Origin of the sequence: Pseudomonas sp. PDNC002 (genome assembly GCF_016919445.1) — a bacterium.
Taxonomy (GTDB): Bacteria; Pseudomonadota; Gammaproteobacteria; order Pseudomonadales; family Pseudomonadaceae; genus Pseudomonas.
In genome coordinates this window covers 3,652,557-3,664,923 of the sequence record NZ_CP070356.1, presented here as the reverse complement: position 1 = coordinate 3,664,923, position 12,367 = coordinate 3,652,557, and the positions used below count along the sequence as shown (strand labels likewise).

Genomic DNA, 12,367 nt, shown 5'->3' with positions numbered 1-12,367 from the left:
GCCACTGTCCGCAACGCAGCGAGACAGCGGCAGGGCTCTGCCGGACGGTTCGCTGTTCAGACCTGTCGCAATCGACCAGGGCAAGTGTCCAAGGCAGGACTCCTATGAGATTCAAAAAAAGACGGCCGGACCCACTGTGAGCACTGCGCGGGACAGCTCCGGCCGCCAGTCGTCATGATCTCCGCGCAGCCTTAAGGTTTCCTTACGAAACAAGCGCATGGCCTTCGCCAGCGCGCGGTCATACCATGGACCGCCGACCAGCACGCCCGCCCCGAAAGACCTGCACCGGAGATACCCATGCCGCCCGCCGTCACCGCCCGCGAACACTGGATCGCCACCCCGAAGGGCACGCTCTTCGCCCAGCACTGGATGCCCGCCGAGCCACAGGGCGACGCCATCCTGCTGCTGCACGACTCCCTGGGTTGCGTGGCGCTGTGGCGGGACTTTCCAGAGCGCCTCGCGGCCAGCACCGGCCGTCAGGTCATCGCCTACGACCGCCTGGGTTTCGGCTGCTCCGAGCGCTATCCCGGCGCCCTGCCCCTGGACTTCATCGACGACGAGGCGCGCGAGAACTTCCCGCTGCTGCAACGGCACTTCGGCCTGGAGCGCTGCGTGGTGTTCGGCCATAGCGTCGGCGGCGCCATGGCCGTGGCCTGTGCGGCGCAGCACCCGCAGGCCTGTGCCGCGCTGATCACCGAATCGGCCCAGGCCTTCGTCGAACACCGCACCCGCGATGGCATCCGCGCCGCCGAGCAGGAGTTCGCCGGCGACGGTCAGTTGGAACGCCTGGCGAAATACCACGGCGACAAGGCCTTCTGGGTCCTGCGCGCGTGGGTCGATACCTGGCTTTCGGAGGATTTCAGCGACTGGAACCTCGACGCCGAACTGGCCCAGGTCCGCTGTCCGATCCTCAGCCTGCATGGCGAACAGGATGAATACGGCTCGGCGGCACATCCGGAGCGCCTGACCTCGGTGCCTGGCGTCCCGACGGTGCTCAGGCTGCTGGCTGACTGCGGGCACGTTCCCCACCGTCAGCAGCAGGCACGGGTGCTGGAGGAAGTGGAGAACTTCCTGGGGCGCTTCGCCCTGACTCCAGCGGTTTAGAGCTTCCGCTCCCGGACGAGCAGTCGGTCGTAGGAGCCTGCCCGGATCGGCAGCTCATGGCGTCGGCTCAGGAAGTATGCCACCGCACGGCTCTACGTGGCATGGCCCACTTTTTTACGCAGGAATCCGACCCGCGGGAAACGGGCAGGCCACGCGATCCGCCGCCTGCAGGGAATCGTGCGGAAAACGAAAGTTGAATCAAACCTTGCGCGGCACAGTCACATCCACCAGGCGCAGTCGCTTCGCTTCGAGGCGGCCTCAAGGGTGCTGTCGCCCCTCACGGGTAAACGCCGACAGCCGGGTTTCATCGCTGCGCAGGTAGGTTCGCTATGTGCCGCCTCATTCTCTCCCTTCTGCTGCTCACTCTGTGGGCATCTCCTTCCATCGCCGATCCAGTTGGCACGTCCACCGACGAGAAAGCCCAGGCCGCCGTGACCAAGGGCGAAGTCCTGGAACAGCAGGTCGCCCATCCCGCCACGGCGGTCACCACGGCGGCGCCGATCACGCAGTCCGAAGTGAAGGCTCTCGACCCGGTCGGCAAGGCGCCGCTGGACGACGCCATCACCTGCCTGTCGCGGACCATCTACTGGGAAGCCAAGGGTGGCGGCCGGGCCGACATGGAAGCGGTGGCCAACGTGGTGCTCAACCGCATGGGGCATGGCGGTTTCCCCGACACCGTGTGCGGTGTGGTCAAGCAGGGCCAGGAGCAGAAGCACTGCCAGTTCTCCTGGTGGTGCGACGGCCGCTCCGACCAGGTGGAAGAAAAGAATCGCTACGACATCGCCAAGGAAATCGCGCGCAAGGCACTGAACAAGCAGCTCGCCGACCGCACGCGCGGCGCCATGTATTTCCATGACCGCCACGTCTCGCCGAGTTGGGCGAAGGAGTACATCCGCACGGCGGAAACCGACGAGTTCGTCTTCTACAAGCCGCGCGGCGGCGACGCGCGCTGACCGCCGTCAGTTCGGGGCGCTGGAGCCGTCGCGCTGGGCGTCCATCCAGCGCATGACCTTTTCGCCGAACTCGGCCGGCGCCTTGCGTCCGACGCGACGCACCAGGTCGAGCACGGTGTGCTGGGCAAGGGCTTCTTCCATGCGCTTCTGCGCGGTGAGCATCACCGCATGGATGGCGCAGGTACCGCAGGTCGCCCACTCCGGCGGCGAGCCTTCGAAGACGGCGCAGCGACCACGGATGTCGCGGCACTCGAAGATCGGCTTGTCGCCGTCGATAGCCTTCACGATGTCCAGCACGCTGATCTCGTCCGCCGGCCGCGCCAGGCGGAAACCGCCGCGCACACCTTCGGTGGCCGCCACCAGGCCGGCCTTGGCCAGCTTGGTGAAGACCTTGGCCAGCAGCTCCTGGGGCACACCTTGCAGTTCGGCCAGCGCGCGTACGCTGGAGTCACGGGGATCACCCTTCTCATCGGTCAGGTAGAGCAGGCAGTGGATGCCGTACTCGACCCCTGCGCTGTATAAAGCCATCACAAACTCCGACTAACTTAGTCGCATTATTTTCTGACCACGCGGGTCGTTCGGCAAGCACTTAACCACGCCATCTGACGAGCTGTCACGCGCCCAGCCCGACCTTCCGCCCCCATAAAGACCTACAGGCATAAACAGAAGTGGCGAGAATCTGCGGGGGCAATCCGTGACGAACGGTCGGAGTTTTCGAGAGAAATGAGTTGCGCCACATAACTACGACAAATATAGTCGTAGTTATCCGAGGCAAGCCGGGAAGCGAATCGCTCCGCTATCAGCCACTCGGGCCCAACTCAAACCGCCACCACTCGAATCACCCTTTTCGTCGGAGACACCATGAAACAACGCATCCTGATCGTCGGCACCGGTTTCGCGGGTATGTGGAGCGCCCTGAGCGCCACGCGTCTGCTCGACCAGCACAACCGTGGCGACATCGAAGTCGCGGTCCTCGCGCCCCAGGCCGAGCTGCGCATCCGCCCGCGCTTCTACGAGCCGAACGTGCACCAGATGGCGGCGCCGCTTGGCGATCTGTTCGCCGCCGTGGGCGTAACCTTCATCCAGGGCGTTGCCGAACAGATCGACGTTGACGGCCGCAGCCTGGACTACCGCGACGCCAACGGCGAAATCGCCACCCTCGGCTTCGACCGCCTGATCCTCGCCAGCGGCAGCAAGGTCGCCCGCCCCGCCCTGCCGGGTATCGATCACGCCTTCGATGTCGACGACATCGACCAGGCCGTGCGCCTGGAAAGCCATATCCGTTCGCTGCACCAACTGCCGGAATCCGCAGCGCGCCACACCGTGATCGTTGCCGGCGGCGGCTTCACCGGCATCGAGACCGCCACCGAAATGCCGGCGCGCCTGCGTGAAGTGCTGGGTGCGGGCGCCAAGGTGCGGGTGATCGTGGTCGACCGCGGCAGCGAGATCGGCGGCGCGCTTGGGGAGACCTCGCAGTCCGTGGTGGCCGAAGCCTCTGCCGAACTGGGCGTGGAATGGCGCCTGAAGGCGTCGGTGGAATCCATCGACGAGAACGGCGTGATCCTCTCCAGCGGCGAGCGAATCGAAGCGAAGACCGTTATCTGGACCGCCGGCGTGCGCGCCAGCTCGCTGACCGAACAGGTTGCCGGCGAACGTGATCGCCAGGGCCGCCTGCACGTGGACCACAACCTCCAGGTGATCGGCCAGGACGCGGTGTTCGCCACCGGCGACGTGGCCTACGCCGCTGTCGACGATGCCGGCAACTACGCGCTGATGACCTGCCAGCACGCCATCGCCCTCGGCCGCTCGGCCGGCAACAACGCCGCCGCCGACCTGCTGGGCGTAGCGCCAATCCCCTACAGCCAGGAGAAGTACGTGACCTGCCTGGACCTGGGCGCCTGGGGCGCGCTGTTCACCGAAGGCTGGGACCGCCAGATCCGCTTCCAGCGCGAGGAAGGCAAGAAGATCAAGACCGAGATCAACACCGTCTGGATCTACCCGCCGGCGGCGGACCGCGCTACCGCACTGGCCGCGGCCGATCCGCTGATCCCGGTCGTCGCCTGACGCGACGCCATGAAGCCCCGGTCGGCGCCAGCCCTCCGGGGCTTTTTCGTGGCAGGCCATGGGGCGCGCGTCACCGCCGTTCCGCTCGGCAATTTCTCCGCCCGGCCCCTCGATCCGCTGCTTAACTGCTTGGGCCGACAAGAACAGGAACCCACGAGGGACGCCGATGAACCGTAACGATCTGCGCCGCGTCGACATGAACCTGCTGGTGATCTTCGAAACCCTGATGTTCGAACGAAACCTCACCCGCGCCGCCGAGAAACTCTTCCTCGGCCAGCCCGCGGTGAGCGCCGCCCTGGCGCGCCTGCGCGACCTGTTCGACGACCCGCTGCTGGTGCGCAACGGTCGCGGCTACGAGCCGACGCTGCGCGCCATGGCGATTCTCAAGGAACTGCAACCGGCGATGGACACCATTTCCAGCGCCGTCAGCCGCGCCCGGGACTTCGACCCGGCGACCAACCGCGACACCTTTCGTATCGGCCTTTCCGATGATGCCGAGTTCGGCCTGTTCCCACCGCTGCTGCGGCAACTGCGCGAGGAATCGCCGGACGTGACCCTGGTGGTGCGGCGGGTCAACTTCCTGTTGATGTCGGCGATGCTGGCCTCCGGAGAAATCTCCGTCGGCGTCAGCTACACCGCCGAGCTGCCAGCCAATGCCAAGCGCCGCAAGCTGCGCGAGATGCGGGTCAAGGTGCTGCGCGGCGATGACCGTCCCGGCGCGCTGACGCTCGACGACTTCTGCGAACGGCCTCATGCGCTGGTGTCGTTCTCCGGCGATCTGAGCGGCAACATCGACAACGACCTGGCCAAGATAGGCCGCTGCCGCCGCGTGGTGCTGGCGGTGCCACAGTTCAGCGGTTTGCGCTCGATGCTCGCCGGGACCGACCTGCTGGCCTCGGTGCCGGACTACGCGGCGGCAACGCTGATCGAGGGCACCAGCCTGCGCGCCGACGATCCACCCTTCCCCATCGAGACCTCGCCGCTGTGCATGGTCTGGGGCGAGGTGACAGACAATGATCCGGCCGAGCGCTGGTTGCGCAGCAAGATCGTCGAGCACATGGCCGAAGAGTAGGACGCCGGACTCCCGGTGGAGAGGTTTTCCGCCCGGACCGCGCCCTAGCACGCACAGGCGTGCGGCGCGACTTCGGTGAGGTAGATGGAGAGGTCGGTCATCGCCGGCATCGCGGGAATCTCGAAGCACATCTGCACCAGCCAGCCACGGTGGTAGCTGCCGTGGTTGACCACGTGCATGAGCATGGCACCGGCGGTCATGCTGCCTTGCATGCCGGACACGAACCTGAAGTCCACCGAGCGATTCAGCGAGGCGTCGGTCTGCATGGCGGCCCAGGCGACATACCAGTCGTCGCTCTCCTCCTGGGCGAGGCGGAGCTCCTCGAAGCTGGGGAACGGGATCTCCTGGCGCGACTGGAAGCCGTGCTCGCGCCCTTCCAGGTGCGCCCGCCAGATGCGGTCCACCACATAGACATGGTTGAGCGTGGCGATCATGGTCTTCATCGGCCCCGCGCGTTCACGGCTGAGCTCGCCCGCCGGCAGGCCGGCCAGCCCTTCGAGAAAGGCGTGATCGGCCCAGCGCTTGTACTGGGCGAACAGGTTCGCCGTGGCAGCGTTGATCATCTGGAAGTCCTCCCGTCAGGCAGTCGATGTGCGCCCCTGGGTACTTCTCCGGGCTGTTTTTTCGCGGGCCAGATGGATATAGACCATGCCTTGCAGTTGATCCACGACGCCGGACGCACGGCGTGGCTGGCCCGGCGCGGCGACACCCGGAGGAAAAATATTCGGCACTCAAACGGCCCTTCGGTGATCCATTTCTGGGAGGGCCGAAAGGAGCTGAAGATGAGCACACCGCCGGAGCTGCTGGACCTGCCACCCGATCTTCATTATGTCGACGACAACCTGCCGGGCATCAGCCGGCGCCGGTTGCGCGGGCGCTTCGCCTATTTCGATCCGGGCGGCGAACGTATCCGCGTGGAGGCCGAGATAGAACGCATCAATCGCCTGGCGATTCCACCGGCGTACATCGACGTGTGGATCTGTCTCGATCCGTTCGGCCACCTGCAGGCCACCGGGCGCGACGTGCGCGGGCGCAAGCAGTATCGCTACCACCCGCGCTGGACCGAAGTACGCGACACCGCCAAGTACGGACGCCTGCTGCGCTTCGGCGCCAGCCTGCCCGCGCTGCGCGCGCAGATCGAGCAGCACCTGGCGCTGCCGGGCCTGGGCGCGGACAAGGTGATGGCCACGGTGGTCGAGCTGCTCGACTGCACGCTGATCCGCATCGGCAACCAGCGCTACCGGCGGGAGAACCGCTCCTTCGGCCTGACCACCCTCGGCGCGCGCCATGTCGATGTGCAAGGCACGCGCATCCGCTTCGCCTTCCGCGGCAAGAGCGGCGTGAAGCACAGCGTGGATATCCAGCACCCACGCCTGGCGCGCATTCTCAGGCGCTGCCTGGAGCTGCCCGGCCAGCAACTGTTCCAGTACCTGGACGAGCAGCGACAGCGCCACATGATCGATTCCCGCGATATCAACGCCTACCTGCGCGAGCACGCGGGCGAAGAGTTCACCGCCAAGGACTACCGCACCTGGGCCGGCAGCACCCTGGCGCTGGAGTACTGCCGCAAGGCCCGCTGGGAGGACGAGAAGAGCGCCAACCGCCAGCTCAAGGAGATCATCCAGCAGGTCGCCGACGAGTTGGGCAACACCCCGGCGATCTGCCGAAAGTGCTACATCCACCCGCGCATCATCGAGGCCTTCCTGGCTGGCGAACTGGTCAACCTGCGCAAGGCGCGCAAGCGCAAGGGGCTCAGCGCGGAGGAGGCCACCCTGCTGGCCTTTCTCTCCACGGAATGAGCGCGCCCCTCCTGCAAGCCAGTCGGCCAGAGCGCTCCGGCGGCTACGGAAAAATGGACAAATGGCCCTCGGCCAGCAGTGCGAAAAACGCTCAAGACGGCCACACTGAGGGCCTTTCATACTGTGCAGATGGAAAATTCCTGCACCTAGAACTCCGGCTCGCGTAGTCGGTCCCAAACGGAGTGCCTTACCTTGCCCGCCGCCGAGACCGTTCTCGAACAAGCCATCGAACGCTGTGCCCAGGAGCCGATCCAGGTACCGGGCAGCATCCAGCCCCAGGGATTCCTGCTGGTACTGGATGAGTCCGATTTGCGCATTCTCCAGGCCAGCGAAAATGCCGAGCGCTGGCTCGGCCTGCCCGCCCGCGAGCTGCTCGGCCGCGACTTCGCCGCGATGGTCGCCGGGGACTTCGACCTGCGCGCCCAGCTCGCGCGCCTGCCCGACAGCGAGATCTTCCCCTTCCACATCGGCGACCTGAGCCTGCGCCTGGGGCCTACCACCGGCGAGCGCGCCACGGTCATGGTGCATCGCCATGACCAGGTGCTGATAGTCGAATTCGAACCCAGCCGTGACAGCGCCCCCGGCGTCGACTTCTACCCGCTGGTCCGCACCTTCGTCAGCGGCCTGCACACCGCCGCCAGCATCGAGGAACTGCTGCAGCGGTCCGTGGAGGAAATCAAGCGGATCATCGGCTTCGGCCGGGTCAAGGCCTACCGCTTCGACGCCGAAGGCAACGGCCTGGTCATCGCCGAGTCAGCCGATCCGGGCTATCCGCGCTACCTCGGCCTGTGTTTCCCGGCGTCGGATATCCCGCGCCAGGCCCGCGAGCTGTACCGGGTCAATCGCATCCGCGTGATCGAGGACGCGAAGTACCAGCCCTCGCCCCTGGTGCCGGCGCACAACCCGCGCACCGGCCGCCCGCTGGACATGAGCTTCGCGGCCCTGCGGAGCGTCTCCCCGGTGCACCTGCAGTACATGCGCAACATGGGCACCCTCGCCTCCATGTCCCTGTCCATCGTCGTGGATGGCCGGCTGTGGGGGCTGATCTCCTGCCATCACCGCGAGCCGCGCGCCGTGGGCTTCCAGACGCGCACCGCCTGCGAACTGCTGGCCAGCGTGCTGTCGCTGCAGATCGAATCGCGCGAATCCCACGCCAGCACCCGGCATCTGCTCGACCTGCGGCAGCGCATCGTGCAGATGCTGTCGGCCATGGCCGACCACGACAGCGTCAGTGACGGGCTGCTGGCGCTGCCACAGGTCATGCTCGATTTCGCCGGGGCGACGGGAGCGGCGATCATTTCCGCCGAGCGCTGCGACCTGATCGGTGTCACCCCGCCGGCGGCGCGGGTCAACGCGCTGGTGCACTGGTTGGCGCAACACGACGACCAGGTGGTGTTCCACACCGACAACGTGCGCCGCGATATCGAGGAGCTGCCCGAGCTGGCGGAACATTCCGCCGGTGTGCTGGCCGTCGCCATCTCGCAGATTCACTCGCACTACCTTGTGTGGTTCCGCCCCGAGCAGGCCCGCACGGTGAACTGGGCCGGCCGCCCGGAGAAGGAAATCGGCCCGCTGGGCAATCTCAACCCCCGGCACAGCTTCGAGCGCTGGCAGGAGGAAGTGCGCGGCTTCTCCGCCCCCTGGGAGCCGCTGGTCATCGACGGCGTAGTGGAGCTGCGCACCGCCGTGCTCGGCATCGTGCTGCGCAAGGCCGAGGAACTGGCGCAGATGGCCGGCGACCTGCGACGCTCGAACAAGGAGCTGGAGGCGTTCTCCTACAGCGTCTCCCACGACCTGCGCGCGCCGTTGCGGCACATCGCCGGTTACGCGGAGCTGCTCGGCGAGATCGAGGGCGAGGCGCTGACCGAGCGCGGCCGGCGCTTCCTGCAGCACATCGAGGATGCCGCGCGCTTCGCCGGCACGCTGGTGGACAACCTGCTGAGTTTCTCGCAAATGGGTCGCTCGGCGTTGCGCCTGTCGGATGTCGACCTCAACGCCCTGGTCGAAACCATTCGCGTCGAGATGCAGCCGGACTACGCCGGGCGCGCCATCGTCTGGGACGTCGAGACATTGCCCAAGGTCATCGGCGACCCCGCGTTCATCAACCTGGCGCTGCGCAACCTGATCGCCAATGCCATCAAGTACACCCGCGGCCGCGATCCGGCGCGCATCGAGATCGGCGCGCGCCAGACGCCCGGCGAGATCGAGGTGTACATCCGTGACAACGGCGTGGGCTTCGACATGGCCTACGCCAACAAACTGTTCGGTGTCTTCCAGCGCCTGCACCGCATGGAGGAATTCGAAGGTACCGGCATCGGCCTGGCCAGCGTCCGCCGCATCATCGAGCGCCACGACGGACGGGTCTGGGCCGAAGGCCGCATCGACCAGGGCGCTACCTTCCACTTCGCCCTTCCCCGCCACCCCCTGACCCAATGACGGAAGCACACGCACCATGCTCAAACCCATCCTGCTGGTCGAAGACAATCCGAGGGACCTGGAGTTGACGCTCGTCGCTCTGGAGCGCAGCCAGTTGGCCAACGAAGTCATCGTGATGCGCGATGGCGCCGACGCGCTGGACTATCTGCTGCGGCGCAATGTCTATGCCGAGCGTGACGATGGCAACCCGGCGGTCCTGCTGCTGGACCTCAAGCTGCCCAAGGTGGATGGCCTGGAAGTCCTCAAGGTGGTCCGCGATACCCCGGAGCTGCGCAGCATTCCGACCGTGATGCTGACCTCCTCGCGGGAGGAGCCCGACCTCCAGGCCGCCTACGAACTGGGCGTCAACGCGTACGTGGTCAAGCCGGTGGAGTTCAAGGAGTTCGTCACGGCGATCTCCGACCTGGGCGTGTTCTGGGCCGTTCTCAATGAACCTCCGCCGGGTTCGTTACGTCTGAATCGTAGACGCAACCCCTGACGGAGCGGTGATGCCCGAAGTTCCGCTGAAACTGCTGATCGTCGAAGACAGCGCCATGGATGCCGAGCTGACCCTGCTACGCCTGGAGCGCAGCGGGATGCGGATCGACGCCCATCAGGTCTTCGATCATATCGGCGTCGAGCACGCCCTGCGCGAGCACGCGTTCGAGCTGATTCTCTGCGACTGCGTACTCCCCGGCTCGTCCGGCACCCACGTCCTGGCCATCGCCCAGCGCCTGGCGCCGGATACGCCTTTCATCTTCCTCTCCGGCATCTATGGCGAGGAGCACGCGGTGGAGATGATCCGCCTCGGCGCCACCGACTACGTGCTGAAGAAAAACCTCTCGCTGCTGCCCAAGGCGGTGGGCCGCGCCCTGACCGAAGTGCGCGAGCGCCAGCGCCGGCGCCGCGCCGAGGAAGCCCTCGCCGACGTCGAGGCACGCGCGCGCATCGCCATCGATGCCGCCGGCATGGGCACCTGGGACTATCGCCCGCAGGACGGCGAGCTGCTCTGGGATGATCGCTGCAAGACGTTATTCGGCCTGCTGCCGGAAACCCAGATGAACATGGACGTGTTCTACGGCGGCATCTATCCCGATGACCTGGAACAGGTGCGGGAGGCGGTGGAGCGCGCCATGGAGCCGACCGGCGACGGCCGCTACCGTGTGGAATTCCGTATCGAGCAGCCCGAAGGCCACGAGCCGCGCTGGTTGCTCAGCAGCGGCCAGGCGCAATTCGTCGAGACGCGCTGCGTGCGCTTTTCCGGCGTGCTGCAGGACATCCACCAGCAACGCAAGGCGACCCAGGCGCTGGAGCAGCTCAACGAAATGCTGGGCGAGCGGGTCGAGCGCCGCACCCGCGAACGCGACCGCTCCTGGGACCTGTCCCAGGACCTGCTGGCGGTGCTCAACAGCGATCTCACCCCCGTCGCCCTCAACCCGGCCTGGGAACACGCCCTGGGCTTCAAGCGGCAGATGCTCTCGCGCATGTCGCTGCTGCAACTGCTGCCGGAGCAGGACCAGGCATTGTTTCTCACCGAGCTGGCCGCGCTCGCCCACGGCAACACCAGTGCGCGTTTCGATAGCCGCATCCGCCACTCCAGCGGCAAGCAGCGCTGGCTGTCCTGGGTGGTGGTGCCGGAAGACACCCTGCTCTACGTGGTCGCCCGCGACATCACCAGCGAGCGCGAATCGGCCCTGGACCTGGCCGAGGCCAATGCGCGCCTGCGCGAGCAGATCGCCGAACGCGAGCGCATCGAGGCGGCGCTGCAACAGATGCAGCGCCTGGAAGCGGTCGGCCAGCTCACCGCTGGCGTGGCCCACGACTTCAACAACCTGCTGACGGTGATCCTCAGCGGCTCCACCTTCCTGGAGCGCGACCTGGCCAAGGGCGATCTGGAGAAAGCCACCAAGCGCCTCCAGCACATCCGCGAAGCGGGCGAGCGTGGCGCCAAGCTGACCGCGCAGATGCTCGCGTTCTCCCGCCGCCAGCGCCTGGAACCCGTGCCGCTGAACCTCAACGACACCCTGGCGGGCCTGGAGGAGCTGCTGCAACGCTCCCTGGGAGGCAACATCGCCGTGCGCCTGGAGCTCAACGACGGCCTCTGGCAGGCGCTGACCGACCCAACCCAGACCGAGATGATCATCCTCAACCTGGCGATCAACGCCCGCGACGCCATGCCCACCGGCGGCCAGCTCACCCTGTCCACCCACAACACGCGCATCGGCCATCCGCCCAGCCGCCCGCAACACCCCGAGCCCGGCGACTACGTGGTGCTGTCGATCCGCGACACCGGCTGCGGCATGGACGAAGAGGTGCTCGGCAAGGTCTTCGAACCCTTCTTCACCACCAAGGACATCGGCAAGGGCTCCGGCCTCGGGCTGGCCCAGGTGTTCGGCTTCGTCAAGCAGACCGGTGGCGGCGTGCACATCGACAGCGAGCCGGGGCGCGGCACCCAGGTGAATGTCTACCTGCCGGCGGTGGAACGCTCGCAGGCACCCGCCGCCGGCGACCAGGAACCCGCCGGCACGCTGGCGGACAGCGGCCGCGACCGCAACATCCTGCTGGTGGACGATGACGACCTGGTGCGCGAGTTGATCGGCGATGCATTGCGACTCTACGGCTACCGGGTTCGCCAGGCCAACGGCGGGCAGCAGGCGCTGGAAATGCTGGACGAAGACGTCGACCTGCTGCTGACCGACTTCGCCATGCCCGAGCTGAATGGCGCGCAGATGGCGAAAATCGCCCGCGAGCGCTTCCCGTACCTGCCCGTGGTCTTCCTCACCGGCTATGCCGAGTTGCAGGGCCTGGAGCTGCCGGGCAGCCTGGTGATCCAGAAGCCGGTGCAGCACGAGGAGCTGGCGCGCTCGCTGGAAGAATTGCTGGGCAGCGCGGGCTGAAGGACGGCGAACAGCAAGATTGTTCAAGCCAGCGGGTGCACCGCTCTGCCAAGCTGTGGCCAC

At 66.7% G+C, this 12,367-nt stretch carries 10 protein-coding genes; 8 read left to right on the top strand and 2 right to left on the bottom strand.

Annotation, left to right across the window (positions count from 1 at the left end; translation table 11 throughout):
- The first annotated feature begins 297 nt into the window (after nt 1-297).
- Entirely contained in the window at nt 298-1,104 is an 807-nt protein-coding gene (locus tag JVX91_RS16870) for an alpha/beta hydrolase (RefSeq protein WP_205335343.1), read from the top strand.
- A gap of 329 nt (nt 1,105-1,433) precedes the next feature.
- Nucleotides 1,434-2,057, top strand: coding sequence for a cell wall hydrolase (locus JVX91_RS16865; RefSeq protein ID WP_205335342.1), 624 nt, complete (start codon nt 1,434-1,436; stop codon nt 2,055-2,057).
- A gap of 6 nt (nt 2,058-2,063) precedes the next feature.
- Here JVX91_RS16865 and JVX91_RS16860 read toward each other — a convergent pair whose 3' ends face one another.
- Complete coding sequence (locus JVX91_RS16860; RefSeq protein WP_205335341.1) at nt 2,064-2,585, bottom strand: Rrf2 family transcriptional regulator; 522 nt, start codon at nt 2,583-2,585, stop codon at nt 2,064-2,066.
- A 333-nt stretch (nt 2,586-2,918) separates the two neighbouring features.
- Here JVX91_RS16860 and JVX91_RS16855 point away from each other — a divergent pair, with 333 nt between their 5' ends.
- Both JVX91_RS16855 and JVX91_RS16850 read left to right on the top strand, forming a co-directional pair.
- Nucleotides 2,919-4,121 carry an NAD(P)/FAD-dependent oxidoreductase gene (locus tag JVX91_RS16855; RefSeq protein ID WP_205335340.1) on the top strand — a complete coding sequence of 401 codons (1,203 nt, stop codon included), beginning with the start codon at nt 2,919-2,921 and terminating at the stop codon, nt 4,119-4,121.
- Nucleotides 4,122-4,287: 166 nt separating this feature from the next.
- Nucleotides 4,288-5,193: a LysR family transcriptional regulator gene (locus JVX91_RS16850; protein ID WP_205335339.1), complete on the top strand. Its 906-nt coding sequence runs from the start codon at nt 4,288-4,290 to the stop codon at nt 5,191-5,193.
- Between the two features lie 44 nt (nt 5,194-5,237).
- On the opposite strand, the gene JVX91_RS16845 is transcribed toward JVX91_RS16850, so the two are convergent.
- Nucleotides 5,238-5,756, bottom strand: coding sequence for a DinB family protein (locus tag JVX91_RS16845; protein ID WP_205335338.1), 519 nt, complete (start codon nt 5,754-5,756; stop codon nt 5,238-5,240).
- Nucleotides 5,757-5,975: 219 nt separating this feature from the next.
- On the opposite strand from JVX91_RS16845, the gene JVX91_RS16840 reads away from it, so the two are divergent.
- From JVX91_RS16840 to JVX91_RS16825, 4 genes are all read left to right on the top strand, one after another.
- A complete protein-coding gene (locus JVX91_RS16840; protein WP_205335337.1) occupies nt 5,976-6,992 on the top strand; it encodes a DNA topoisomerase IB in 1,017 nt (338 codons plus the stop codon).
- Between the two features lie 192 nt (nt 6,993-7,184).
- Complete coding sequence (locus tag JVX91_RS16835; RefSeq protein ID WP_205335336.1) at nt 7,185-9,428, top strand: ATP-binding protein; 2,244 nt, start codon at nt 7,185-7,187, stop codon at nt 9,426-9,428.
- Nucleotides 9,429-9,444: 16 nt separating this feature from the next.
- Nucleotides 9,445-9,906, top strand: a complete 462-nt coding sequence (locus JVX91_RS16830) for a response regulator (protein ID WP_205335335.1) — start codon at nt 9,445-9,447, stop codon at nt 9,904-9,906.
- A 10-nt stretch (nt 9,907-9,916) separates the two neighbouring features.
- Nucleotides 9,917-12,304, top strand: coding sequence for a hybrid sensor histidine kinase/response regulator (locus JVX91_RS16825; protein ID WP_205335334.1), 2,388 nt, complete (start codon nt 9,917-9,919; stop codon nt 12,302-12,304).
- Nucleotides 12,305-12,367: the final 63 nt, after the last annotated feature.

Coding starts and splice junctions, on each gene's coding strand:
- JVX91_RS16870 (WP_205335343.1), top strand. CDS start 298: ATGCCGCCCGCCGTCACCGCCCGCGAACACTGGATCGCCACCCCGAAG.
- JVX91_RS16865 (WP_205335342.1), top strand. CDS start 1,434: ATGTGCCGCCTCATTCTCTCCCTTCTGCTGCTCACTCTGTGGGCATCT.
- JVX91_RS16860 (WP_205335341.1), bottom strand. CDS start 2,585: ATGGCTTTATACAGCGCAGGGGTCGAGTACGGCATCCACTGCCTGCTC.
- JVX91_RS16855 (WP_205335340.1), top strand. CDS start 2,919: ATGAAACAACGCATCCTGATCGTCGGCACCGGTTTCGCGGGTATGTGG.
- JVX91_RS16850 (WP_205335339.1), top strand. CDS start 4,288: ATGAACCGTAACGATCTGCGCCGCGTCGACATGAACCTGCTGGTGATC.
- JVX91_RS16845 (WP_205335338.1), bottom strand. CDS start 5,756: ATGATCAACGCTGCCACGGCGAACCTGTTCGCCCAGTACAAGCGCTGG.
- JVX91_RS16840 (WP_205335337.1), top strand. CDS start 5,976: ATGAGCACACCGCCGGAGCTGCTGGACCTGCCACCCGATCTTCATTAT.
- JVX91_RS16830 (WP_205335335.1), top strand. CDS start 9,445: ATGCTCAAACCCATCCTGCTGGTCGAAGACAATCCGAGGGACCTGGAG.
- JVX91_RS16825 (WP_205335334.1), top strand. CDS start 9,917: ATGCCCGAAGTTCCGCTGAAACTGCTGATCGTCGAAGACAGCGCCATG.